The 25,230-nt window shown below is 67.7% G+C and carries 22 protein-coding genes; 15 read left to right on the forward strand and 7 right to left on the reverse strand.

All coding sequences use genetic code 11. The annotated features are described in order from the left end of the window. The first annotated feature begins 40 nt into the window (after positions 1-40). The gene (locus tag AC13GA_RS07075) at positions 41-937 is read left to right on the forward strand and encodes a M48 family metallopeptidase (RefSeq protein ID WP_482997771.1); all 897 of its coding nucleotides are present in this window, start codon (positions 41-43) and stop codon (positions 935-937) included. Positions 938-1,487: 550 nt separating this feature from the next. On the opposite strand, the gene xseA is transcribed toward AC13GA_RS07075, so the two are convergent. Continuing rightward, positions 1,488-2,819 (reverse strand): exodeoxyribonuclease VII large subunit, encoded by a 1,332-nt coding sequence (xseA, locus tag AC13GA_RS07080; protein WP_482997772.1) that lies wholly within the window; start codon positions 2,817-2,819, stop codon positions 1,488-1,490. A gap of 44 nt (positions 2,820-2,863) precedes the next feature. Continuing rightward, complete coding sequence (queG, locus tag AC13GA_RS07085) at positions 2,864-3,934, reverse strand: tRNA epoxyqueuosine(34) reductase QueG (protein WP_482997773.1); 1,071 nt, start codon at positions 3,932-3,934, stop codon at positions 2,864-2,866. A 23-nt stretch (positions 3,935-3,957) separates the two neighbouring features. Between queG and AC13GA_RS07090 the strand changes: the two genes are divergently transcribed. The 6 genes from AC13GA_RS07090 (at position 3,958) to AC13GA_RS07115 (ending at position 11,468) form a co-directional block, all read left to right on the forward strand. Beyond that, positions 3,958-5,442 carry an NAD(P)H-hydrate dehydratase gene (locus AC13GA_RS07090; protein ID WP_482997774.1) on the forward strand — a complete coding sequence of 495 codons (1,485 nt, stop codon included), beginning with the start codon at positions 3,958-3,960 and terminating at the stop codon, positions 5,440-5,442. Then, the gene (tsaE, locus tag AC13GA_RS07095) at positions 5,439-5,921 is read left to right on the forward strand and encodes a tRNA (adenosine(37)-N6)-threonylcarbamoyltransferase complex ATPase subunit type 1 TsaE (protein WP_482997775.1); all 483 of its coding nucleotides are present in this window, start codon (positions 5,439-5,441) and stop codon (positions 5,919-5,921) included. Before AC13GA_RS07090 ends, tsaE begins: the two co-directional genes overlap by 4 nt. Before the next feature lie 82 nt (positions 5,922-6,003). Then, positions 6,004-7,569, forward strand: coding sequence for an N-acetylmuramoyl-L-alanine amidase (locus AC13GA_RS07100; protein WP_136639843.1), 1,566 nt, complete (start codon positions 6,004-6,006; stop codon positions 7,567-7,569). A gap of 98 nt (positions 7,570-7,667) precedes the next feature. Next, a complete protein-coding gene (gene mutL, locus AC13GA_RS07105; RefSeq protein WP_100469053.1) occupies positions 7,668-9,572 on the forward strand; it encodes a DNA mismatch repair endonuclease MutL in 1,905 nt (634 codons plus the stop codon). A gap of 11 nt (positions 9,573-9,583) precedes the next feature. Next, the gene (locus tag AC13GA_RS07110; RefSeq protein WP_482997776.1) at positions 9,584-10,513 is read left to right on the forward strand and encodes a DUF1684 domain-containing protein; all 930 of its coding nucleotides are present in this window, start codon (positions 9,584-9,586) and stop codon (positions 10,511-10,513) included. A 1-nt stretch (position 10,514) separates the two neighbouring features. Further along, entirely contained in the window at positions 10,515-11,468 is a 954-nt protein-coding gene (locus AC13GA_RS07115; RefSeq protein WP_480983112.1) for a TraB/GumN family protein, read from the forward strand. 74 nt (positions 11,469-11,542) lie between these two features. On the opposite strand, the gene phaR is transcribed toward AC13GA_RS07115, so the two are convergent. The 3 genes from phaR to gluQRS form a co-directional block, all read right to left on the reverse strand. Next, positions 11,543-12,094 (reverse strand): polyhydroxyalkanoate synthesis repressor PhaR, encoded by a 552-nt coding sequence (gene phaR, locus AC13GA_RS07120; RefSeq protein WP_482998088.1) that lies wholly within the window; start codon positions 12,092-12,094, stop codon positions 11,543-11,545. Positions 12,095-12,277: 183 nt separating this feature from the next. Beyond that, the gene (phbB, locus tag AC13GA_RS07125) at positions 12,278-13,018 is read right to left on the reverse strand and encodes a beta-ketoacyl-ACP reductase (RefSeq protein ID WP_006379851.1); all 741 of its coding nucleotides are present in this window, start codon (positions 13,016-13,018) and stop codon (positions 12,278-12,280) included. Between the two features lie 17 nt (positions 13,019-13,035). Further along, on the reverse strand, positions 13,036-13,956 hold the full coding sequence (gene gluQRS, locus AC13GA_RS07130; RefSeq protein WP_480983113.1) for a tRNA glutamyl-Q(34) synthetase GluQRS: 921 nt from the start codon (positions 13,954-13,956) through the stop codon (positions 13,036-13,038). Between the two features lie 93 nt (positions 13,957-14,049). Here gluQRS and htpX point away from each other — a divergent pair, with 93 nt between their 5' ends. Next, the gene (htpX, locus tag AC13GA_RS07135) at positions 14,050-14,916 is read left to right on the forward strand and encodes a protease HtpX (RefSeq protein WP_482997777.1); all 867 of its coding nucleotides are present in this window, start codon (positions 14,050-14,052) and stop codon (positions 14,914-14,916) included. 722 nt (positions 14,917-15,638) lie between these two features. Here the strand turns inward: htpX and AC13GA_RS07140 are convergent. Continuing rightward, positions 15,639-16,466 carry an inositol monophosphatase family protein gene (locus AC13GA_RS07140; RefSeq protein ID WP_136639849.1) on the reverse strand — a complete coding sequence of 276 codons (828 nt, stop codon included), beginning with the start codon at positions 16,464-16,466 and terminating at the stop codon, positions 15,639-15,641. 120 nt (positions 16,467-16,586) lie between these two features. Between AC13GA_RS07140 and AC13GA_RS07145 the strand changes: the two genes are divergently transcribed. The 3 genes from AC13GA_RS07145 (at position 16,587) to AC13GA_RS07155 (ending at position 20,459) form a co-directional block, all read left to right on the forward strand. Further along, positions 16,587-17,357 (forward strand): RNA methyltransferase, encoded by a 771-nt coding sequence (locus AC13GA_RS07145; RefSeq protein WP_136639850.1) that lies wholly within the window; start codon positions 16,587-16,589, stop codon positions 17,355-17,357. Positions 17,358-17,433: 76 nt separating this feature from the next. After that, positions 17,434-18,336, forward strand: coding sequence for a phosphate/phosphite/phosphonate ABC transporter substrate-binding protein (locus tag AC13GA_RS07150; RefSeq protein ID WP_426355553.1), 903 nt, complete (start codon positions 17,434-17,436; stop codon positions 18,334-18,336). Continuing rightward, positions 18,333-20,459: a putative bifunctional diguanylate cyclase/phosphodiesterase gene (locus AC13GA_RS07155; RefSeq protein ID WP_046988143.1), complete on the forward strand. Its 2,127-nt coding sequence runs from the start codon at positions 18,333-18,335 to the stop codon at positions 20,457-20,459. The genes AC13GA_RS07150 and AC13GA_RS07155 overlap by 4 nt, the downstream gene beginning before the upstream one ends. Before the next feature lie 60 nt (positions 20,460-20,519). Here AC13GA_RS07155 and epmB read toward each other — a convergent pair whose 3' ends face one another. Continuing rightward, on the reverse strand, positions 20,520-21,560 hold the full coding sequence (epmB, locus tag AC13GA_RS07160; RefSeq protein ID WP_482997778.1) for an EF-P beta-lysylation protein EpmB: 1,041 nt from the start codon (positions 21,558-21,560) through the stop codon (positions 20,520-20,522). Between the two features lie 97 nt (positions 21,561-21,657). Between epmB and efp the strand changes: the two genes are divergently transcribed. From efp to AC13GA_RS07180, 4 genes are all read left to right on the forward strand, one after another. Beyond that, a complete protein-coding gene (gene efp, locus AC13GA_RS07165) occupies positions 21,658-22,224 on the forward strand; it encodes an elongation factor P (protein ID WP_046988145.1) in 567 nt (188 codons plus the stop codon). Between the two features lie 218 nt (positions 22,225-22,442). Next, on the forward strand, positions 22,443-23,786 hold the full coding sequence (locus AC13GA_RS07170; RefSeq protein ID WP_337302630.1) for a TRZ/ATZ family hydrolase: 1,344 nt from the start codon (positions 22,443-22,445) through the stop codon (positions 23,784-23,786). Between the two features lie 25 nt (positions 23,787-23,811). After that, complete coding sequence (gene ubiG, locus AC13GA_RS07175) at positions 23,812-24,528, forward strand: bifunctional 2-polyprenyl-6-hydroxyphenol methylase/3-demethylubiquinol 3-O-methyltransferase UbiG (protein WP_482997779.1); 717 nt, start codon at positions 23,812-23,814, stop codon at positions 24,526-24,528. After that, positions 24,525-25,220, forward strand: coding sequence for a phosphoglycolate phosphatase (locus tag AC13GA_RS07180; RefSeq protein WP_046988148.1), 696 nt, complete (start codon positions 24,525-24,527; stop codon positions 25,218-25,220). The genes ubiG and AC13GA_RS07180 overlap by 4 nt, the downstream gene beginning before the upstream one ends. Positions 25,221-25,230: the final 10 nt, after the last annotated feature.

A 25,230-nucleotide genomic window follows, 5' to 3' on the forward strand; every position in this document is an offset into this window, starting at 1 on the left:
CCGTACCCGCCGGCCGGCGGGGCTGCTGGAAGATCTCCCGATGAGCAACGATCCCTTCTCCCGCTCGCAGCAGGGCCCGCAGCGGCGCGGCCTGTTCGGCAACATCCGTTGGTGGGTGCTGCTGCTGGCCGCCGGTTACGCCGCGTTCTACTGGTTCTCCAACCGCACGATCGATCCCTACACCGGCGAGAAGGTGATGATCGACAGCAGCCTGGATGCGCGCCAGGAGACTGCACTGGGGCTGCAGGCCTACCAGCAGATCCTGTCGCAGGAACGGCCGATGGACCCGAATGCGCCGATCGCACGCGACGTGCGCGACATCGCCCAGCGACTGATCGCCAAGGTGGACGTGGTTGAGACCGCACTGGCGCAGGAGCACGGCGTGCAGCCGGCGCATTTCGCGCGTGATTTCCAGTGGGAAGTGAACGTGATCCCGTCCGAGCAGGCCAATGCGTTCTGCCTGCCGGGCGGCAAGATGGCGGTGTACACCGGCCTGGTGCCGGTAGCGCGCACCCGCGATGCGATGGCGGTGGTGATGGGCCATGAAATCGCCCATGCGCTGCTACGCCATGGTGCACAGCGCATGGCCCAGCAGAAGCTGACCCAGATCGGGCAGGTGGCTGGCGCAGCCAGCGGCATGGACGCGCAGCAGCAACAGATGATGATGTCGGCGATGGGCTACGGTTACTTGTTGCCGTATGCGCGCAGCCACGAGACCCAGGCTGACGAAGTGGGGCTGATGCTGGCGGCGGCGGCGTGCTTCGATCCACGCGAGGCGGTGCCGCTGTGGCAGCGCATGGGCCAGGCCAGCGGTGGTCAGGCACCACCGGAATTCTCCTCGACCCATCCCAACCCGGGTACCCGCATCCAGAATCTGCAGGCGCTGATGCCCAAGGCGCTCGAGTACCGGCAGAAGTTCTGCGAGCAGGCAAAGTAGGGGGTTGTTCGGCAGGGCTGCGCCCTGCACCTGCTACAAGCCAGAGCAACAGCAACAGCAACAGCAACAGTGTGCATTCCGCGGGATGGCGGGGTGGGTCCGGTTGCGGGAGACGCCGTAAACCCGTCCATGGGGGCTTGGCCGCGGCATCCATGCCGCGGACACTCCCGCAACCGGACCCACCCCGCCTTCGACAGATTTCTGCTGCTGTTGGTAGGTGTCGACCTTGGTCGACACGGTAGATCCACGCCATGCGTGGATGCCTGTCGATCTCAACTCGAAATATTCGATTTCGATGGAGATTCATCCACGCGTGGCGTGGATCTACCGACCGTCACCGGGAAACTGTCGAGGGTGGGGTGGTGTGGCTGTGCAGGACCGTTGGCGCCATGGATGGCGCCATCGAGCCCCCATGGATGGGTTTACGGCGTGTCCTGCACAGCCACACCGCCCCGCCATCCCACGGAATACCAGCTTGGCTGTTGCTTCGGCTGTTGCTGTCGCTTGAACGCTTCGGCAGGTGCAGGGCGCAGCCCTGCCGAACAACCCTTTACTTGACCTGCACGTCGATCACGCCGTCGCCGACGCGAGCCTGCAGGGCGTCACCCGGCTGCACCTGATCGACCTGGCGCACCAGTGCGCCATCGTCGCTGCGGGTCAGGATGCTGTAGCCACGGGCCACGGTGGCCAGCGGGCTGACTGCTTCCAGCGAACGCGCCAGCCCGCGCAGGCGCAGTGCGTCGCGCTCCAGCAGACGCTGCATCGCGGCCTGCGGGCGCCCCCGCAGGGCAGCCAGGCGGCGCCGCAGCGCGTCGAGCTGGCGCTGTGGATGGTGACCGCGCAACACCGCCGCCGCATGCCGCAGGCGCGCGGCACGGCGTTCCTGCTGCTGGTTGAATGCAGCATGCAGGCGCCGGCCCAGATCGAGCTGGCGGCGGCGCAGAAGGTCCAGCCGGGCCTGCGGGCTCTGTGCGTTCAGGCGCAGCAGGGCGCGGTCGGCGCGCTGCATGGCCTGCTGCATCGTATGCCGTTGCAGCTGCACCATGCGCGCGGCCGTGCGGCGCAGGCGCAACGCCAGTTCGCGTTGATCGGGTACCAGCAGTTCAGCTGCCACCGAAGGCGTTGGTGCGCGCAGGTCGGCGGCGAAATCGCTGAGGCTGAAGTCGGTTTCGTGGCCCACCGCCGACACCACCGGGGTGCGGCTGGCGGCGATCGCACGAGCCAGCGCTTCATCGTTGAACGCCCACAGGTCTTCCAGCGATCCACCACCGCGGGTCAGCAGGATCACGTCGTAGCGGCCACTGGCATCAGCGGCCTGCAGCAGGCGGGTGATCTGCGCGGCGGCGCTGTTGCCCTGGACCAGGGTTGGCAGCAGGTCCACTTCCAGCAGCGGGAAACGGCGGCCCAGCACGCTCAGTACGTCGCGAACGGCGGCACCGGTGGGCGAGGTGATCACCGCCAGGCGCTGTACGTGTGCAGGCATCGGGCGCTTGCGTGCCGGGTCGAACAGGCCCTCGGCTTCCAGGCGTGCCTTCAGTTCCTCGAAGGCGCGGCGCAGTGCGCCTTCGCCGGCTTCCTCCATGTGGTCCAGCACCATCTGGTACTCGCCACGGGCGTCGTACAGCGTCACCTTGCCGCGCACCAGCACGCGCATGCCCTCGCGCGGCACGAACTTCAGGTACTGCGCCTTCATCCGGAACATCGCTGCACGCAGCTGCGCGCGCGCATCCTTCAGGGTGAAATACAGGTGCCCGGACGCGGGGCGGGCCACGCTGCCCAGCTCGGCTTCGACCCAGATCGCCGGGAAGCTGCCTTCCAGCAGGTCGCGGGCCAGGGTGTTGAGCTGGCTGGGGGTGAGGACGTCGTTGTTGCGTGGCTGCATGGGTACGGCGGTGACGGGCAGAGCAGGGCGCTCAGGATCGCACGTCAGCGCGCGCCGTGCTGGGCCAGCGCCCACTGCACGTGCTCGCGCACCACGGGCGAGGGATCGTCGACGCGGGTGTGCAGGGCGGCCAGCGCATCGGTCGAGGCCGGCGCGTTGCCAAGTGCCACGGCGATGTTGCGCAGCCAACGCTCGTGGCCGCTGCGGCGGATAGGGCTGCCTTCGGTACGGCGCAGGAACTCGGCTTCGTCCCAGGCGAACAACTGGTCCAGGCGCGCGGTGTCCAGATGGTTGCGCGCACGGAAATCGGCTTCGTCGGTGCGCTTGGCGAACTTGTTCCAGGGGCAGACCAGCTGGCAGTCATCGCAGCCGTAGATGCGGTTGCCGATCAACGGCCGCATGTCCTCGGGGATGGCGCCATCATGTTCGATGGTCAGGTAGGAAATGCAGCGACGCGCGTCCAGGCGCTGCGGGCCGGTGATCGCGCGGGTGGGGCAGACATCGATGCAGCGCGTGCAGGTGCCGCAGTGGGCGCTGGCCGGGGCGTCGATCGGCAGCGGGATGTCGATGTAGATCTCGCCGATGAAGAACCAGGAGCCGCCGTGGCGGTCGATCAGGCAGGTGTGCTTGCCAATCCAGCCCAGGCCAGCGTTGCGCGCCAGTGCGCGTTCCAGCACCGGCGCCGAATCGACGAACACGCGGTAGCCCAGTGGCGCCACTTCGTCGTTGATCTGCGTGGCCAGCTTCTGCAGGCGGTTGCGCATCAGCTTGTGGTAGTCGCGGCCCAGCGCGTAACGGGCCACGTAGGCGCGGCCGGGATCGGCCAGGGTTGCCCAGGCTTCGGTGTCGTCCTTGTGGCTGTAATCCATGCCCACCGAGATCACCCGCACGGTGCCGGGCAGCAGCTCGGCCGGGCGGGCACGCAGGGTGCCGTGGCGCGCCATCCAGTCCATCGTGCCGTACAGGCCCTGGCCAAGCCAGTCGGCCAGGTGCGCTTCATCCTCGCCCAGCTCGATGCCGGCAATGCCGCAGCGCTGGAAGCCATGCGCACGGGCCAGTTCGCGGATGCGCTGTACGGCCTGGGCCGGATCGACAGGGGCGGGGACGGGGGACATGTGCACCAGTATAAAATCCCCGCATGGCCAACCTTGCCGATCTGTTCGATTCCGCTGCCGCACGTGCGCTTGATGAGCAGGCCTCGACGCTTGCCGCCGAGGGCGGTTGGGGCCTGATGGCGCAGGCCGGCCAGGCCGCCTGGCAGTGCCTGCTGCAGCACTGGCCGCAGGCGCAGCGGATCGGCGTGGTGGTCGGCGCGGGCAACAACGGCGGCGATGGCCATGTGCTGGCCCGTCACGCGCTGCTGGCCGGGCGCGAGGTGATGGTGATCGCCTTGCCGGGGAAGTCGCCGTCAACCGTGCTGGCACAGCGTGCAGCATCGGAATTCGCCCGCGCGGGGGGCATTGTTGCCGCATTCGACGGCACGCTGCCCGAGGCCGATATATGGGTCGATGGCCTGTTCGGGCTGGGCTTCGACCGCGCGCCGGAGGGCGCGGCGCAGGCGTTGATAACCGCGCTCAACGCGCAAACGGCGCCGGTGCTGGCGCTGGACGTCCCCAGTGGCGTCGATGCCGATCGCGGTGCCGTACCGGGCGTGGCCGTGAAGGCCGCTTTGACCCTGCAGTTCATCGTGCCGCATCGCGGCCTGTATACCGGCGACGCGCTGGATCATTGTGGCCATAAGGTGCTGGCGCCGCTGCAGCTACCCGCGGCCGCATGGCAGGGCGTGTCACCCGCCGCGGAGCACTGGACCCAGGCTCGCTTGCCGGTACTGCTGCCGCCGCGCCGCGCCAATACCCACAAGGGCGAATCCGGCCATGTGCTGTGCGTGGGTGGCAACCACGGCAGCGGCGGCGCCATCGCGATGGCCGCCGAAGCGGCGCTGCGGGCGGGCGCTGGCCTGCTCAGCCTCGGCACCCGCCGCGACCATGTCGGCCCGTTGCTGGCACGCCTGCCCGAGGCGATGACCCACGCGCTGGAAGACGGCGACGCACTGCCGGCGCTGCTGGACAAGGCCAGGGTGGTGGCGATCGGGCCCGGGCTGGGCCAGGACGAGTGGGCACGCGCATTGTTTGCGCGGGTGCTGGCATGCGGCAAGCCGCTGGTGATCGATGCCGATGCCCTGGATCTGTTGGCGCAGGACCCGCGCGCACTGCCCGAAGCCATTCTCACGCCGCACCCCGGCGAGGCTGCGCGTCTGCTCGGTTGCAGCACGCCTGATATCCAGGCCGACCGCTTCACCTGCGCACAGGCGCTGGCCGAACGTTTCCACGCGGTGGTGGTGCTGAAAGGGGCTGGCAGCATCGTGGCCGCCCCAGGACATCGGCCACGACTGATTGCCGCCGGCAATCCCGGCATGGCTGTCGGTGGCATGGGGGACCTGCTGACCGGCATCATCGCCAGCCTGCGCGCGCAGGGCCTTGCCGCCCTCGACGCCGCTGCGGCCGGTGCGCTGTTGCATGCGCTCGCGGGCGATGTCGCTGCCGCCGATGGCGCGCGCGGCCTGCTTCCTACTGATCTGCTGTCGCCGTTGCGGCGACTGGCCAACCCGGAACTCTCTCGATGATCGATTTCTTCCTTGCCGACAGCGATGCCACCGAACTGCTCGGGCAGTGGCTGGCGGCCACCCGGCCGCCGCAGGCGCTGATCGAACTGCGTGGCGACCTGGGCGCCGGCAAGTCCACCACTGCGCGGGCACTGCTGCGCGCGCTGGGGGTACAGGGTGCGATCCGCAGCCCAACCTACACCTTGGTCGAGCGCTATCCACTGGCCAGTGGCGGCGAGGCCTGGCACCTGGACCTGTACCGCATCGGCCAGGCCGGTGAACTGGATTTTCTCGGCCTGGACGAGGGCAGCGCGGTGCTGTGGCTGGTCGAATGGCCCGAGCGCGGGGCCGGTGCGTTGCCGCCGACTGACCTGGTGGTAGCCTTGGAAATCGAGGGGCAAGGGCGGCGTGTTCGTCTCACTGGGGCCAGCGACGCAGGACGTGAATGGCTGGAACGGCTTCCCAAAGGGGGCGACTTGCAGGCCATTTCTGTCGGCTGACGAGAACAAACACCGGCAGGTTACGGATTATTAAGGAAAAAGGTGTTGCATTCCGTTCAGCGCGGTGATTGAATCCTGAGCCATGCGCCCGGGGAACCGTCTCATTGCCATCTGTGCCGCCGTCGGACTGAGTCTGGCGAGCGTCAGTGCGTGGGCCGGCGAAGTTCGCCAGGTCCTGCTGAACACCGGCGCGACCGGTACCCGCGCCGAAATCTCGCTGGTTGGCAGCGGCGGCTACAAGACCTTGTCGCTGGCGGGTCCGAACCGGCTGGTGGTCGATTTCCCGGACTCCAGCGCGATACGCAATCTGAAGATGCCGGCTGCGCAGGGCGTGGTCACGGCGGTGCGTACCGGACAGCCGGTGCCGGGTACCTTCCGTGTCGTTTTCGACCTCGCTGAATCGGTGGCGCCGTTCCGCCCGCAGATGCAGCGCGAGGGCAATGAATCCAAGCTGGTGATCGAATGGCCGGGTGATGGCCCGGCCGTGGCCGCCAGCCGTCCGGCGGCGACGCCGACCGTGCCGCCGCCGCAGGCACCGGTTGCCGCACCGGCGCCGACGCCTGCCGAAAGCGCGCAGTCGCGTTCAGACGCCGCGCGTGCCACGGCGCTGCTGACGGCACAGGTGCAGCAGCAGGCCAGCGCGGCCGCTGCCGCACCGGCCACGCCGACGCCGGCACCGTCCACCGCGCCGGCCCAGGTCGCCGCCGCCGGTACCACCGCCAGCAGCACGCCTTCTTCCTCGCCGGCCGCGATCCTCGCCGGCCAGCGCACTGCTGCGGTAGTGACCAATCCGCCGGCTACGGCCCCCGCGCCGGTACCGACGACGGTCGTGCCGCCGCGCCCGGTCATGCCCAGCGATGCCTCGCGCATCCGCATGCAGGCCGGCATGCGCCACCTGGTGGTGGCCATCGATCCGGGCCACGGCGGCCAGGACCCCGGTGCGATCGGCCCGACCGGCAAGCGCGAGAAGGATGTGACCCTGGCCGTGGCGCGTGAGCTGGCCCGCCAGGTCAACGCGACGCCGGGCCTGAAGGCTTACCTGACCCGCGACAGCGACGTGTTCATTCCGCTGCCGATGCGTGCGCAGAAGGCGCGTGCGAACAAGGCCGACATCTTCATCTCGATCCACGCTGACGCTGCCGAGAACCGCTCGGCAACAGGTTCATCGGTGTATGTGCTGTCGACCAAGGGCGCCTCTTCGCAGCGCGCCCGCTGGCTGGCGGACAAGGAAAACGCGGCTGATCTGGTCGGCGGCGTGCGCCTGCAGCAGACCGAAGGCACGCTTGCCAACGTGCTGCTGGACCTGGCCCAGAGCGGCTACATGAAGGCGTCCGAGGACGCGGCCGGCCACGTGCTGGGCGGGCTGAAGCGGATCGGCAACAACCACAAGCCGAACATCGAGCGTGCCAACTTCGCGGTACTGCGTACTTCGGACATGCCGGCGATGCTGGTGGAAACCGCGTTCATCTCCAACCCGGACGAAGAGCGCCGCCTGATCGACCCGGCCTACCAGCGCAAGATCGCCGGTGCGGTGCTCGATGGCGTGCATACCTTCTTCAGCCGGCAGCCGCCGCCGGGCACGCTCTACGCGGCCCGCGCCCAGGCCGAGATCGACGCCGCCGGCACCATGGCCGGTGGTAGCAAGTAACCCGTGGTACGCATTGCGTAGGGTAGCGCCGGGCCATGCCCGGCGGAGGGGCGGCTCCGCTATCATCAACCCATGAAGTCTGCTGCCCATTCCGTCCCATGAGCGCGCCCGGCCCGCGTCCGATCCGGCCGTTGCCGGACATCCTGATCAACCAGATCGCCGCCGGCGAAGTGGTCGAGCGTCCTGCCTCGGTGGTCAAGGAACTGGTCGAGAATGCGATCGATGCGGGCGCCAGCCGCGTCGATATCGACCTGGAAGAGGGCGGCGTGCGCCTGATCCGCATCCGCGACAACGGCAGTGGCATCGCGCCGGAGCAGTTGCCGCTGGCGGTGTCACGCCACGCCACCAGCAAGATCGCCGACCTCGACGATCTCGAATCGGTGGCCACGCTCGGCTTCCGCGGTGAAGCGCTGCCGTCGATCGCCTCGGTCAGTCGCTTCACCCTGTCCTCGCGCCGCGCGCATGACGAGCATGGCTCGGCGCTGCAGATCGAAGGCGGCAAGATCGGCGAAGTGACCCCGCGCGCGCATGCGCCGGGCACCACCGTGGAAGTACGCGAGCTGTTCTACAACGTGCCGGCGCGGCGCAAGTTCCTGCGCGCTGAGCGCACCGAACTGGGTCATATCGAAGAGTGGCTGCGTTCGCTGGCGCTGGCGCGGCCGGATGTCGAACTGCGCGTGTCGCACAACGGCAAGGCGTCACGCCGTTACAAGCCGGGCGACCTGTACTCCGATACGCGATTGGCTGAAACACTGGGCGAGGACTTCGCCAACCAGGCGGTGCGCGTGGACCACAGCGGTGCCGGACTGCGCCTGCACGGTTGGATCGCGCAGCCGCATTATTCTCGGGCCAGCGCCGACCAGCAGTACCTGTACGTCAATGGCCGTTCGGTGCGCGACCGCAGCGTCGCCCACGCGGTGAAGATGGCCTACGGCGATGTGCTGTACCACGGCCGCCAGCCGGCTTACGTGCTGTTCCTGGAGTTGGATCCGACACGCGTCGACGTCAACGTGCATCCGGCCAAGCACGAAGTGCGCTTCCGTGATTCGCGGCTTGTCCATGACTTCGTCTACCGCACGCTGAAGGATGCGCTGGCCGATACCCGCGCCGGCATGTCGGCGCAGGAGATCGGTGCTGGCGCCATGCATCCGGTGGATGCGGCCGCTGCACCGATGGCATCGACCGCGGGCGCCTCCGGTTTCGGGCTGGTGCGCGGTCCCGCACCCGGTGCTGGCTCCGGTGGTGGTGGTGGCGGATTCTCAGGCTGGCGCCCGCAGCAGCCGCTGGGCCTGCAGGTAGCCGATGCACCGGCCGCCTACGCTGCGCTGTATGCCGCGCCCTCCGGTGCAGAACGCGGGGCGGCGTTACCGCCGATGCCGACCGAGAACGGGCTGCCGGTGACCAGCGCCGACGCCGGCGTGCCGCCGCTGGGTTATGCGATCGCGCAGCTGCACGGCATCTACATCCTGGCCGAGAATGCCGAAGGCCTGATCGTGGTCGACATGCATGCGGCGCACGAACGCATCGGCTACGAGCGGCTGAAGAACGCGCACGATGGCATCGGCCTGCAGTCGCAGCCCATGCTGGTGCCGATCACGCTGGCGGTGGGTGAGCGCGAGGCGGATACCGCCGAGAGCGAGGCGGATACATTGGCCGCACTCGGCTTCGAGGTGACCCGCGCCGGCCCTGGCTCGCTGCATGTACGCAGTATTCCGGCGCTGCTGGCCCACGCCGAACCGGAAGGCCTGCTGCGTGACGTACTGACCGACCTGCGCGAGCATGGCCAGAGCCGCCGCGTGGCAACTGCACGTGACGAGCTGCTGTCGACCATGGCCTGCCACGGCGCGGTGCGCGCCAACCGGCGGTTGACCGTGCCGGAAATGAACGCGCTGCTGCGCGACATGGAAATCACCGAGCGGTCCGGTCAGTGCAACCACGGCCGACCGACCTGGGCCCGTTTTTCGCTGGCGGAGATCGACCGCTGGTTCCTGCGCGGACGTTGAGGGGAGCATCGATGCGTTATCGGGGAATGGGCGGCCTGCTGGCCGCCTTGTTGTTGGCGGCCTGCAGCCCGGCGACGCCGCCGGCACCGGCCGTTGCTGAAGATCCAGCCTATGCCACCGCGCAGCAGCAGTGGCGCGTGGCGCGTTACCAGGACCTGACCCGGCCCGATGGCTGGACAGCACTGGTTGGCCTGCATTGGCTGCCGAACAAATCGCATTTCGTCGGAAGCGGCGCCACCAATGGCATCCGCCTGGCGGTCGGCCCGGACAAGCTGGGCCTGCTGCGCCGCGAAGGCAGCCAGTGGTGGTTCACCCCGGAAGCGGGCGCCGAGATCAGCCATGACGGCCAGCCGGTGCGCGGCCGCATCCGCATCGACACCGACAAGGATCCGCAGCCGACCCTGCTGGCCTTCGATGGTGGCAAGGGCCAGCTCGGCATCATTCGCCGCGGTCCGCGCGATGCGCTGCGGGTCAAGCACGCTGACGCACCGGCACGCCGCGATTTCGCCGGCCTGGAGTACTGGCCGGGTGGTCCGGACTGGCAGGTGCAGGCGCGCTTCATCCCGCATCCGCCGGGCAAGACCATGCCGATCGTTGATATCACCGGCCTGACCACTGAGATGCCGAATGCCGGTGCGGTCGAGTTCGAGCGCGATGGACGCGCCTGGCGGCTGGAGGCGATCGGTGCTCCCGGGCAGCCGCTGTTCCTGATCTTCGCCGACAGCACCAGCGGCCGTGGCAGTTATCCGGCCGGCCGCTACCTGGACACCGATGCGCCCGGCGCCGACGGCACGGTACGCATCGATTTCAATCACGCCTACAACCCACCGTGCGCGTTCACCGCCTACGCGACCTGCCCGTTGGCGCCGCCGGAAAACCGGCTGGACCTGCGCGTGGAAGCGGGCGAGAAGGCTTACCACCTGCCTGAAGGAGAAGGCTGAGATGCCGATCAGATCCCTGTTGCGTACCGCCGTTGTATTGGCGGCCTGTGCGCTGGCACCGCTGGTTGCAGCGCGTACCGTGCAAGCCGACACCGCTGGCGCAGCGGCGGCCAAGCCGCCGGTGCCGTTGCTGTGGAAAGTGACCGGCCCGGGTGACTCGCGCCTCTACCTGCTCGGCTCCTTCCACCTGCTGAAGCCGCAGGACTACCCGTTGTCGCCCGAAGTCGAGCAGGCGTTCGAGGCCTCGCAGCGGGTGGTATTCGAGCTGTCGCCGGAAGACATGCAGTCGCCACAGCTGGCCAGCCGCATGGTGCAGGCAGCGGTCCGTACCGATGGCAGCGAACTCAAGCGCGATCTTGATGCCGCCACCTGGCAGAAACTGCAGACGTTCGCCACCGAGAACAAGCTGCCACTGGCGCAGATGCAGGGCATGAAGCCGTGGTTTGTCGGCCTGAGCATTTCGGTCGGGCAGATGCAGAAGATGGGGCTGGACCCGGCCCTTGGCCTGGATCGGCACTTCATGGAGCGCGCGCAGAAGACTGGCCGCAAGACGGCGGGCCTGGAAGACATCGATACCCAGATCGGCATGCTCGACGGCATGACGGTGCAGGAGCAGCGGCAGATGCTGTCCGAGGCGCTGGACCAGGCTGGCAAGGGCGATGAGCAGGCCCGCCAGCTGCACGACGCCTGGCGCCGTGGCGATGAGCGCGTGCTGTGGACGAAGATGGCCGCGGAAATGCGTCAGCAGTATCCGCAGCTGTACCAGCGCATCAACACCGGTCGCAATGATGCATGGGTGCCCAAGCTGCTGCCGTACCTGCAGGCCGGGCAGGGCGGTACGCTGGTCGTGGTTGGAACACTGCACCTGCTCGGCAATGATGGCGTGGTCGAAAAGCTGAAGGCGAAGGGCTACAAGGTCGAGCGCGTGTGCACGGGGTGCAAGGCGAAACGCTGACGCATCGCGGCTGGACTGCAAAACAGAACGGCGCGCCAGAGGCGCGCCGTTTTCGTTCCAGCCGGGCCAATGGCTCAGCGGCGTGTCTTGCCGCCGCTACCCGTACCTGTGCCGGTGGCAGTGCCGGATTCATTCGGCTTGTTGCCGGCGCCGGTACCCGTCCCGGTACCGCCCGGGCGCGGGCCGCCGAAACCGGTGCCCATGTTGCGCTGGAACTCCTGCCACAGCTCCAGGTTGCGCTCGGTCAGCTGGTTCATCATCGCCCACGGCGTCTGCCCCAGCAGGTTGCCCATCTGCTGGCGGAACTGCTGCTGCTGGTCGAGGAAGACCTGCATGCTGCGCTCCAGGTAGTTGCCCATGAAGCCCTGCAGGGAATCGCCGTAGAAGCGGATCAGCTGGCTCAACAGCTGGGTGGACAGCATCGGTTCGCCGTCCTGTTCCTGGTCGGCGATGATCTGCAGCAGGACCGATCGCGTGAGGTCGTCGCCGCTCTTGGCGTCGCGGACTTCGAAGTCTTCACCGTCCAGGATCAGCTGGCGCACGTCCTCGATGGTGATGTAGCTGGAGATCTCGGTGTCGTAGAGACGGCGGTTCGGATACTTCTTGATGATGCGGGTCGCAGCCATGAAGCGGTACTCGTCACAGTAGACGCGCAGCATGGCGCAGTGCAGCAGCCGTTGCAACCGCCTCAGCCCCCGCCAGGCTTGGCTTTCGGCGGCGATCATGTTGCGCAACAAGGGTTTGCGTGCTGCGCAGCATGACTCTCGGCAGGGGGCGGCAGCGCGCGCTGCAACCACCCCGTGCGCGGCTTACCAGCCCATATGGTGGCCGCCGTTGATGTCCAGGTTGCTGCCGGTGATCCACGAGGCCTCGTCGGCCACCAGGAACGACACGCCGTAGGCGATTTCTTCCGGCTTGCCCAGGCGCCCGGTGGGGATGTCGGCGATGATCTTGGCGCGCACTTCCTCCGGCACCGCCATCACCATGTCGGTGGCGACGTAGCCGGGCGAAATGGTGTTGACGGTGATGCCAAAGCCGGCATTCTCGCGGGCGAGCGAGATGGTGAAGCCGTGCATGCCGGCCTTGGCCGCTGCGTAGTTGGCCTGGCCATACTGGCCCTTCAGGCCGTTGATCGAGCTGATCTGGATGACCCGGCCCCAGCCGCGGCGGCGCATGCCCTCGATCACCGGGCGGGTGACGTTGAACACCGAATTGAGGTTGGTGTTGATCACATCGTGCCACTGGTCCGCGCGCATGCGGTGGAAGGTGGTGTCGCGGGTGATGCCAGCGTTGTTGACCAGGATCTCGACCGGCCCGAGCTCGGCCTCGACCGCGCGCACCATCGCCTCGGCGCTGTCCGGATCGGAGACATCACCTGGAAAGATCGACACGCTGTAGCCGCGTTCGGTCATCGCCTGCAGCCAGGCACGGGCCTTGGCTTCGTCGCGGTAATTGGTGGCGACCCGGTGGCCCTGGTCGGCCAGGCGTTGGCAGATGGCGGTACCGATGCCGCCGGTTCCGCCGGTGACCAGTGCGACGCGAGATGTCATGGAATGCTGTCCGGGAATCAGGTGGGGGAAGGGGGATTCTGCAACATCGGCGCGGAAAGTGCGCCGGCCGGCAGCAGGATATCGGTACGCGGCAGCCGCGCCGGGTCGAAGGCCCGTTGCGCGGCGGCGAACAGCGTGTCCAGATCCTGCGCGTGGTCCAGCGCGGCGGGGGGCTGGCCGAGCAGCTGCCAGAGCTGGCGCAGCACCGGCACCGGTCGCGTGCTGTCGACCGCCAGCGCCGCCAGTGACTTGGACAGCTTGTGGCCCGGTGCATCCAGCAGCAGGGGTAGATGCCAGTAGCGCGGCACCGCCAGGCCCAGCGCCTGCTGCAGCAGGATCTGCCGCGCGGTGGAATCGAGCAGGTCGGCGCCACGCACCACTTCGGTCACGCCCTGTGCAGCGTCGTCCACCACCACCGCCAGCTGGTACGCCCAGCAGCCGTCGGCGCGGCGCAGCACGAAGTCGCCGACCTCGGCATGCACGTCCTGCTGCTGTGGGCCACGCAGGCCATCGTCGAAGTGCACGAGGCTGCCAGGCGGCACGCGGAAGCGGACGGCCGGGTCCGGTCTTGGTTGCCGCGCAACGCAGCGATGGTGGATGCCGCCGCTGGCAGCCAGCTCGCTGCGGCTGCAGTGGCAGATGAAGGCCAGATCATCGGCGAGCAGCACATCCAGTGCGGCCTGGTATACCTCGCCACGGGCGCTCTGCCAGAGGATCGGGCCATCATGGACCAGGCCGAACGCGGACAGTGCCCGCAGTTGTGACTCGGCGGCACCGGGCACGGTGCGCGGCGGATCGACGTCTTCGATGCGCAGCCGCCACAAGCCGCCGTGATGGCGCGCGAGCAGCCAGCTGCCGAAGGCGGCGAGCAGGGATCCGGGGTGGAGCAGGCCGGTCGGCGAGGGCGCGAAGCGGCCGCAGGGAACATTGGCGGTCATGCAGGCTGAATCGTCGGTCAGGTTGGCGCTTGAATTCAAGCTGACCACACCGCAAATTGACCGGTATCGACCCCTTCCGAGCCGGATTTTCCCATGTTTACCCGCATTGCCCTGTTCCTGGCGACCAATTTCGCGGTCCTGATCCTCGCCAGCATCGTGATGTCGTTGCTGGGGGTCAATTCGAACCAGATGAGCGGCCTGCTGATCATGGCCGGCATCTTCGGTTTCGGTGGCTCCTTCATTTCGCTGCTGCTGTCCAAGTGGATGGCCAAGCGCTCCACCGGTGCGGTGGTGATCACCGAGCCGCGCAACCAGACCGAGCGCTGGCTGCTGGCCACCGTCGAGCGCCAGGCCAAGGCGGCGGGCATCGGCATGCCTGAAGTGGCGGTCTATGACGGCCCGGAGATCAATGCCTTCGCCACCGGCGCCAACCGCAACAATGCGCTGGTCGCGGTGTCCACCGGCCTGCTGCACAACATGAGCGAAGACGAGGCCGAAGCGGTGCTGGGCCACGAGATCGCCCACGTCGCCAACGGTGACATGATCACCATGGCCCTGCTGCAGGGCGTGTTGAACACCTTCGTGATCGTGCTCGCCCGCGTGGTCGGCGGTGTCATCGACAGCGCACTGTCGGGCAACCGCGAAGGCGGCGGCCGCGGCTTTGCGTACTACATCATCGTGTTCGTGCTGGAGATGGTGTTCGGCCTGTTCGCGACGATGATCTCGATGTGGTTCTCGCGCCATCGCGAGTTCCGCGCCGACGCAGGCGGTGCCTCGCTGGCCGGCCGCCAGAAGATGATCGCCGCGCTGGAACGCCTGCAGCTCAACCACGGCCAGAGCACGCTGCCGACCCAGATCGCCGCCTTCGGTATTGCCGGTTCGACGGCGAAGAAGCTGTTCATGAGCCACCCGCCGCTGGAAGAGCGCATTGCCGCACTGCGGGCGTCTACGGTGGCGTAAGCCTCCGCTTCCAAGGTAGTGCAGGAACGCCTGGCCTCGCGCCGGGCGTTTTTGTTTGTGCGTCGACGCATCGGTGGTGCCGAGAACGACCTGGCGAGAGTCATTTCCGCGACCGCAGAGGGGTGTCACTTTCTTTGTGCGCAAAGAGAGTAACCAAAGAAACGCTCCGCCAGCCGCGAGCCGACGTGCTCCGCACGTCGGTGCCCTGCGCTCCTCGGCCCGTCGAGGGACGGTGCGGGAACTCGCTGCGCTCAGACACCCGCACCTCTTCGCCCTCGCCGGCCCTGCGGTGCTCGGCTCGCTTGAAGGCGGACTGGAAAATCAAGATCAAGGGCAACAGCATCCACGCATGGGATGGATCTTCGGGGTGCAGCTGTGGGTACTTGACCTTGGGTCCGCCTTGAGCGAGCCGAGCATCGCAGGGGAATCAGGGGCGAAGAGGCGCCGGTGTTTGAGCGCAGCGAGTTCGGCGCCGTCCCCTGATTCGCCGAGAAGCGCAGGGTACCGGCGCGTAGCGACGGCTCGCGCCTTGGCGGAGCGTTTCTTTGGTTACTTTCTTGATGGCGCACATCCATGTGCGCCACCCTACGGGCCGGCTACGCCGTTCCACGCTGCTCCTGCAGCGCGGTGCACGAGCAAAGAAAGTGACAAGCACGATCACCGCGGATACAAAAACGGCACCTTCGCAGGTGCCGTCTCCATGAACCGCGTCTACGCGCAGATCAGAACTTCGCGTCGAACTCCGCCGCGTAGCCAGTGTTCACCAGCACCTTCTGCAGCGATTCGGCCACCTTCAGGTTACCGGCCACGATCTGGTGGTTGTCCGGGCCGCGGTTGTCCATCCGGCCCAGGGTTGCGCCCTTGAAGTCGCAGACCTTGCCACCGGCCTCGCGGACCAGCAGCAGGCCGGCGGCGATGTCCCATGCCTTCACACCGGCTTCGAAGTAGGCATCAGCGCGGCCACAGGCCACGTAGGCCAGGTCCAGCGCGGCTGAACCGGTGCGGCGGATGTCCTCGGCCTGGACCAGCAGGGTGTCGACCGACTTCAGCTGGGCGCTGGCGCGGGCGCGCTCACGCGGGGCGAAGCCGGTGTGGATCATGGTGCCTTCCAGGTCCTTGCGGTCGGCAACGCGGATGCGGCGGTCGTTCAGCACGGCACCAGCGCCACGGCTGGCGGTGAACAGTTCATTGCGCAGAGGGTCGAAGATGACCGCATCGGTCGGCTCGCCGTTCTCGACCAGGGCGATCGACACGCAGTAGTGCGGCACGCCGCGCAGGTAATTGCTGGTGCCATCGAGCGGGTCGATGACCCACATCTGGCGACGCTCGCCCTGCACGCCACCTTCTTCGCCGAAGATGCCGTATTCGGGATAGGCGCGCTTGAGTTCCTTGACGATGACCTTTTCCGCGTCCGCGTCCACTTCGCTGGCGTAGTCCATCCGGCCCTTCTGCACCACGTTCAGCGCCTCGAGCTTGTTGATGTTGCGCAACAGGACGTTGCCGGCGAGGCGGGCGGCCTTGACCATGACGGTTACGGCGGGTTTCTGCATGGCGTGGGCTCCCGGAAAGGCAGAAGAGAAGGGCTGGCGGGGGAAAAGAGCGGGTCCGGCGCAGTGGCCGGCCGCACAGTTTACCATTGGTCTTCGTCCAGCTCGACATTTTCCCTGTTCATGTCCCAGTTTCCCGTCGCCACCCGCCTCCGATTCGTCCTGGTCGGTACCCAGCACCCCGGCAACATGGGCGCCGCCGCCCGTGCCCTGAAGACCATGGGCCTGGCCCGCCTGGTGCTGGTCGCGCCCGAAAAGCCATTGGACGAGGAGGCCTTCCGCCGCTCGGCCGGTGCCGAAGACGTACTCGGTGACGCCCCGGTGGTGGCCACCCTGGCCGAGGCCGTGGCCGACTGCCGCCTGGTGCTGGGCTGCACTGCCCGCGCGCGCCGCGTCCAGCTGGAGGAGTACCTGCCCGCCGAGGCCGCTGCCCGCGCCGTGACCAAGGCCGGCGAAGGTGCCGAGGTAGCGCTGGTGTTCGGCCGCGAGCGTACCGGGCTGACCAACGAAGAGCTGCAGCTGTGCCACGCGGCGGTGCACATCCCGTCCGATCCGGAGTTCAGCTCGCTCAACCTGGCGGCAGCCGTACAGGTGCTGGCCTATGAAACCCGCATGCAGCTGCTTGGCGCACAGCCGGTGGCTGAGCCGGGGACCGGCGTCCGCGAACAGGTCGCCAGCCATGAGCAGATGGAGAGCTTCTTCGCCCAGCTCGGCGACACCCTGGACGAGATCGATTTCCACAAGGGCCGCGCGCCGGAATCGGCGATGCGCAAGCTGCGCCGCCTGTTCCTGCGCAGCGAGCCGAGCGAGCAGGAAGTACGCCTGCTGCGCGGCATCCTCGCCGATACCCAGCGCATGGCGCGGCTGGCCCAGGCGGGCAACAAGGACAGCTGACGACGTTCTCATTTTTTCGGGTAGTCTGTCCGGATACCCAGGGGGGATGAAGCCTGTGTCAGGTCTTCGAAAGGCAATGCAGGGGGGACTGCTGAGCCTGGCCATGGTCCTGCTGGCCGGGACGGTGCGTGCAGCACCGGACCCGGTGCTGGTGCTGGGCCGGATCAGCGATGATCCCAAGGCCCATTACGAGCAGCTGCAGCCACTGCTGGACTATGTGGTGCCGCGCATGCACGACGTCGGGATCAAGGAGGGGAGGATCCTGATGGCGCGCGACCCCCAGCAGATGGCCAGCTACCTGCGGCGGGGACGGGTCGACTGGGTCACCGAAACATCGGGCACGGCCATGGCGCTGGGCCAGCGCAGTGGCGCTCGTCCGCTGCTGCTGACCGAGCGCAATGGCGTGCGTGAATACCAGACGGTGTTCTTCGTGCGCAGCGACAGCCCGATCCAGCGCGTGCAGGATCTGCGCGGCCATCGGTTGGCCCTGCAGAACACCGCGTCCACCAGTGCCTACCTGGTGCCGGTGATGACCCTGCTGCAGGACGGGCTGTCACCACAGATCCTTGCCGGGGTCTGGGATATGCCGGGTCGGGACAGCGTGGGCTATGTGTTCGTGCGCAGTGAGTTGAACATCGCCACCTATGTGCACAAGGGGATGGCCGATGTGGGAGCGGTGAGCAGCGTGGACTGGAACGACGAACGGCGGGTGCCGGCGGCGTTCCGGCGCGACTTCCGCGAACTGCTGCGCACCGAGCCGTACCCGCGTGCGGTGGAGATGGTGCGCGCCGACCTCGATCCGAGGGTGCGTGACCGCCTGCAGCAGGTGCTGCTGGAGGCGGCCAGCGATCCGCGGGCGCAGGGGGCGTTGCATCGGTTTTTTGGCACTTCCGGTTTCCACCGCGTCGATGCGCATGCGCAGCAGCGGCTGGATGAATTGAAACAAGGATTGACGCGCGTGCGGATGGAAGTGGAATGAAGTGGCTCGGCTCGGGAATGCAGGCCCGGTTCCTGCTTGCGATGGGCGGGGCGATGATCGTGGTCGTGGCGATCCTGGCGGTACTGCTGGGGCGGCAGACGGCGATGCAGAGCGAGGTGCGCAACCTCAGTGGCAGTGTCATCCATGAACTGTTCGATCGCGGCGTGCGCAGCCGTGGCGAGGCGATGGCGCGCGAGTTGTCCGATGCGCTGGCCAACCCGCTGTACTACCGCGATCTGGACCAGATCGGTGCGCTGGTGCGCAATACTGCCCGCCAGCAGGTGGTGCGCTATGTGCTGGTGTTCGATGACCATGGCCGGCTGGTGCATGACGGTACGGTCGAGGTTGCCGGTTTCGGGCAGCCCATGGCCGACCCGCTGGCGCCCGGAGCAGTGGCCGCGCGGGCCCTGGTGGTGCAGGAATCGCCGAAGGTGCTCGACAACGCGATGCCGATCATGGTCGGCAACCAGCGCATCGGTGGCGTCCGCGTCGGCATGGCGCTGGACGAGGTGCAGCAGCGCGAGCAGGCTGCCAACGCCACGCTCGGAGAGCGCCTGCAGCAGGTCGGCAGCCGCCACCTGGGCTGGCTGCTGCTGATGCTGGGGCTGCTGGTGGTGATCGGCGTGGTGGTGATCCTCTACGTGCAGCGCACCCTGGTGGCGCCGATCCGTGACCTGGCCGCGGCGGCACGCCGTATCGAAGCCGGGGACTACCAGGCGCCGCTGGCGGAGAACAGCCGCGATGACGAGGTTGGTGAGCTGGTACGCGGCTTCGCCAGCATGCGGGATGCGATCGCCCGCCATGATCGCGAAGTGCGGCGCATGGCCTATACCGATGCGTTGACCGGGCTGACCAACCGGCTGGCGTTCCGCGAGGCACTGGATCACCGGTTGATGGCTGCGCGCGCTTCCAACCATAGGCTGGGCCTTCTGTTTGCCGACATTGACGACTTCAAGCGGGTCAACGATACCCTTGGCCACGAGGCAGGCGACGAGGCGTTGCTGCAGTTCGCACAGCGCATCGGCCGCGCAGTGACCGAAGCCGGTGGCGATGAGGCGCTGCTGGCGCGGTTCGGTGGCGACGAGTTCGTGATCCTGGTCGGCGACGGTGACGTGGCTGCCAATGCGCGATTGCTGGCCGAAGTGCTGGTGCGCGAGCTGGGCAAGCCGCTGGTGGTGCAGGGCAGGGAATTGTTCCTCGGAACCTCGATCGGCGTGACCCTGTTCCCCGACGACGCGGCCGATGCGACCACGCTGCTGAAGAACGGCGACATCGCCATGTACCAGGCGAAGATGGCCGGCAAGAACTGCTATCGCTACTACAGCCGCGCGATGGACCATGCAGTCGAGCGCCGCGTGCACATGGAGCAGGAGCTGCGCGGTGCCTGGGAGCGCGGCGAGCTGCGCCTGGCCTACCAGCCGATCTTCCGCATGCGCGACCGCCGCATGGTAGGTGTCGAAGTACTGCTGCGCTGGCAGCACCCGACCCTGGGTACGATCCCGCCGTCGGTGTTCATCGAAGTGGCCGAGCAGAGCGGGTTGATCGAGATCATCGGCCCGAAGGTGCTGCGCGCGGCCTGCATGGAAGCCTCGCAGTGGCCGCGCGGAGCGGGCGGCGATGACCTGTTCGTATCGGTCAATGTATCGCCTCGGCAGCTACGCGGCGGTGAGTTGCCGGCACTGGTGGCGCAGTGCCTGCATGAGTCCGGGCTGCCGGCCTCGCGCCTGCACCTGGAGCTGACCGAGACCGCGGTGATCGGTGATGAGATGGTGGCCGCGCAACTGCTGGACAAGCTGCACCGCACCGGTGTGAAGGTCTGGCTGGATGATTTCGGCACCGGCTTCTCCGGCCTCAGCCATCTGCGCCAGGTGCCGGTGGATGGGGTAAAGATCGACAAGAGTTTCGTCGCCGACATGCAGCGCGACCCCGACGACCTTGCTCTGACCACGGCGATCATCGCCATGGCCCATGCGCTGGGCATCACGGTGGTGGCCGAGGGCATCGAGCAGCAGGCGCAGTTCGAACTGCTGGCCCAGCGTGGCTGCGACCTCGGCCAGGGTTACTGGCTGAGCCACCCGGTGACCGCCACCGAAGTGGTACGGATGATCGAGTCGGGCCTGTAGCCGTTGTCTTGGGGTCAGATCCCTTTTCCGCGGGAAAAGGGATCTGACCCGGGCCCCGTGTTATAGCGGGCGCTTGCTAGGGTCGCCGGGCAGTTCGCGCACCAGCTTCGGGATCAGGTAACCGGACAGGCGCGCGGTCAGGCCGGCGATCAACGCCTTGGCCTGGATGTCGTCCACTTCGAAGTGGGCCACGCCCTCAACCCGATCCAACTGATGCAGGTAGTAGGGCAGCACGCCGGCGGCGAAGCTGCGTTCGCTCAGGTCCTGCAGCGCCTGCACGCTGTCGTTGACCCCGCGCAGCAGCACTGCCTGGTTCAGCAGCTGGGCGCCGATGCCGCGCAGGCGGGCCATCGCCGTATCGACGCTGGCATCGAATTCATTGGCGTGGTTGGCATGGACCACGATCGCCAGCGGCCAGGGCAACCCGCCCAGCCAGGCCAGCAGCTCCTCGTCCACCCGCTCCGGCAGCACGATCGGCAGCCGCGTGTGGATGCGCAGCCGACGGATGTGCGGGATCTGGCGCAGCGCGTCGGTCAGCTCGGCCAGCTTGTGCGTGGCCAGCGACAGCGGGTCGCCGCCGGACAGGATCACCTCGTCGATGTCCGGGTCGGCCGCGATGGCCGCCACCGCCTCCTGCCAGCCGCCCTTGGCGGCATTCTCCGCGCCATAGTCGAAGTGCCGGCGGAAGCAGTAGCGGCAGTTGATCGCACAGCTGCCGGTGGCCACCAGCAGGGCACGGCCGCGGTACTTCTGGATGACGCCGGTGGCCTTCTTTGCCGCACCGTCGCCCACCGCGTCGAAGCTGAACCCGGGCGCCGGACGCATTTCCTCGTCGATCGGCAGCACCTGGCGCAGCAATGGGTCGGCCGCATCGCCCTTGCGCATGCGGGCCACGAAGCCCTCCGGCACGCGCAGCGCGAACTGGACCATGGCTTCGTCCGAGACACCCAACGCGGCCGGGTCCAGCTGCAGCCGGGCCAGCAGGGCGTGCGGGTCGCGCAGCGCCTGGCGCCAGAGCTGCTGCCAGCGTGCGGGCGCGCCTGGCGACGGGGTCCGGGGGAAGGCGGAAAGCTGCATGGACAGGGGGCCTGCGGTTATCATGGACACATAAACAGTTGCCCGCCGGGGTTCCGGTGGGCTTTCCATTCTATCCGGCTCGCCGCACGCGCGGCGGTTTCGCCATTTGAGGAGCTTGAGCATGGCCACTGCGGGCATGAACGATGTCAAGAACGGGATGAAGATCCTGGTCAACAATGAACCGGCCGTCATCTCCGAGACCGAGTTCATCAAGCCGGGCAAGGGCCAGGCCTTCACCCGCGTGCGCTATCGCTTCATCAAGTCGGGCCGCACGGTCGAAATGACCATGAAGGCGACCGATGACGTGGAAGTGGCCGATGTGGTCGATACCAACATGGACTACATGTACAGCGACGGTGAGTACTGGCACTTCATGGACCCGGAAACCTTCGAGCAGGTCCAGGCCGACAAGTCCGGCATGGGCGGCGCTGAGAAGTGGCTGAAGGGCGAAGAGTCCTGCATCGTGACCCTGTTCAACGGCTCGCCGATCTTCGTGCAGCCGCCGAACTTCGTCGAACTGAAGATCACCGAGACCGATCCGGGCGTCCGTGGCGACACCTCCGGCGGTGGCGGCAAGCCGGCCACGCTGGAAACCGGTGCAGTGGTCCGCGTGCCGCTGTTCGTCAACCAGGATGAAATCATCAAGGTCGACACCCGCTCGGGCGAGTACTCCTCGCGCGTCAAGTAATCCGGGTACGCGCTGGCGCATTCGCGCTGGCGCTCCCACGATCCGCGATGCGGATCGTGGGCCCCACTTACCAGCACCCACACCCCGCCGCTTCGCGGCCGCCCCTGACTCAGGGGCTCGTCCTCCAGAAGCTCAGCGGTAGCCGTTCGGCCGGAGATCAGTCGCCCGGCAGACCCAAGGCCGCCAATGGTCCCTCCTCGCCCAGCCAGTGAGCCCGCATGAGCGATAGCCCGCACCTCCCCGAAGCCTGCGACCTGCTCATCGAAGCCGGTTATGTCGTTCCGATCGAGCCGCATGCGGTGGTGCTGGAAGACCATGCCGTGGCCATCCGTGGCAGCGAGATCGTGGCCATCCTGCCGCGTGCCGAAGCCCGTGCGCGTTTCCGCGCCACCCAGGTGGTGAGCCGCCCCGAGGCCGCGCTGATGCCGGGCCTGGTCAACGCGCACACGCACAACCCGATGACCCTGCTGCGCGGCGTCGCCGACGACCTGCCGCTGATGACCTGGCTGCAGCAGCACATCTGGCCGGTGGAAGCGGCGGTGATCGGCCCCGAATTCGTTGCCGACGGCACCACGCTGGCCATTGCCGAGATGCTGCGCGGCGGCACCACCTGCGCCAACGAGAACTACTTCTTTGGCGACGTGCAGGCAGCGATCTACAAGAAGCACGGTTTCCGCGCGCTGGTCGGCGCGGTCATCATCGATTTCCCCACCGCCTGGGCCAGGACCGACGACGAGTACTTCGCCAAGGCCGGTGAACTGCATGACCAGTGGCGCACCGATCCGCTGATCGGCACCGCGTTTGCCCCGCATGCACCGTACACGGTCAACGATGCCAATTTCGAGCGGGTGCGGATGCTGTCCGACCAGCTCGACATGCAGGTGCACCTGCACACCCACGAGACCGCGCAGGAAATCACCGATTCGATCAAGCTGCACGGCCAGCGCCCGCTGGCACGGCTGGATCGGCTCGGCCTGGTCAATGACCGCCTGATCGCGGTGCACATGACCCAGCTCACCGAAGCAGAGATCCACCTGTGCGCCGAGCGTGGCGTCAGCGTGGTGCACTGCCCGGAATCGAACCTGAAACTGGCTTCCGGTTTCTGCCCGGCCTGCGCCCTGCAACGCGCCGGCGTGAACCTGGCCATCGGTACCGATGGCTGCGCCAGCAACAACGACCTGGACATGTTCAGCGAGAACCGCACCGCGGCGATCCTGGCCAAGGCCGTGGCCGACGATGCCACCGCGCTGGACGCGGCGACCACACTGCGCGCGTCCACGCTCGGTGGCGCCCGTGCGCTGGGCTTCGGCGACCGCATCGGTTCGATCGAAGTCGGCAAGCAGGCCGACCTGGTCTGCGTTGATCTGTCCGCGCTGGAAACCCAGCCGCTGCACAACGTGCTGTCGCAGCTGGTGTACGCCACCGGCCGCCAGCAGGTCAGCGACGTCTGGATTGCCGGCAAGCCGAAGCTGGTGCAGCGCGAGCTGGTCGGCATGGACCTGCCGGGCATCATCGCCAACGCGCGCCAGTGGCGCGAGCGCATCCGTCATATCCGCGCCTGAACCCCGGCGCCGCAAGGACTCCCTCATGACTGCCCCCCACGCATCCTCCAATTTCGATCAGGCCGAGCTGGACAAGTTCGCCGCACTGGCCAACCGCTGGTGGGACGCTGACGGCCCGCAGAAGCCGTTGCATGCGCTGAACCCGGTACGCCTGCAGTACGTGGCCGACCGCGTGCCGCTGCGCGGCGCACGCGTGCTCGACATCGGTTGTGGTGGTGGTCTGTTGAGTGAAGCACTGGCCCAGGCCGGTGCCGAGGTCACCGCCATCGACCTGGCCCCGGAACTGGTAAAGGTCGCGCGGCTGCACGCGCTGGAAAGCGGTGCCACGGTCGATTACCGGGTACAGGCCGCCGAGGACCTGGCCGCCGAGCAGCCGGGCAGCTTCGACGTGGTCACCTGCATGGAAATGCTCGAGCACGTGCCGGACCCGGGCGCGATCATCGAGGCCTGCATGCGCCTGCTGAAGCCGGGCGGTCACCTGGTCCTGTCGACCATCAACCGCACCGCTGCAGCTTTTGCCGTGGCGATCGTTGGTGCCGAGTACGTGGCGCGGCTGCTGCCCAAGGGCACCCATCACTACCAGGAATTCATCAAGCCGGCCGAGCTGGCGCGCTGGTTGCGCGAGGCTGACCTTCAGCTGGCCGACGTCAGCGGCATGGCCTACGAGCCTTGGCGCAACCGCGCGCGGCTGAGCAGCCGTACCGACATCAACTACCTGGCCCACGCGGTCAAGGCTGCATGACCACCGTGCAGTTCCCGCGCGCGGTGCTGTTCGACCTGGACGGCACCCTGCTGGACAGCGCACCGGACTTCGTCGCCACACTTGATGCGATGCTGGCCGAGCGTGGTCGCCCGCCGGTCGATCCGGTGCTGCTGCGGCCGGTAGTGTCCAAGGGCTCGCGCGCGATGGTGTCGGTGGCCTTCCCTGAGCTGGAAGCCATTGAACGCGATGCTCTGATCCCCGAGTTCCTGCAGCGCTACGAAGCGCTGATCGGCCAGCACGCCGTGCTGTTCGACGGCGTGGCCGGCATGCTCGCCGCGCTGGATGAGGCCGGTACGGTGTGGGGCATTGTCACCAACAAACCCGAGTACCTGGCGCGGCTGATCCTGCCGCAGTACGGCTGGCAGCAGCGCTGTGCGGTGCTGGTCGGCGGTGACAGCCTGGCCGAGCGCAAGCCGCACCCGCTGCCGTTGCTGCACGCCGCGCAGGCCATCGGCATCGCCGCCGAAGACTGCGTGTACGTGGGTGACGACGAGCGCGACATCATCGCCGCGCGTGCCGCGGCCATGCCGTCGGTGGCGGCGTTGTGGGGTTACCGCCTGCACAGCGACGATCCGCTGGCCTGGCAGGCCGACGTGCTGGTCGAGAACGCCGAACTTCTGCAACTGGCCAGCCTCTGGCCGACCCGGCCGGCAGCCCCGGCCCAGCCGTAAGGAATCACGT

The organism is Stenotrophomonas sp. 22DLJC03 (assembly GCF_056861405.1).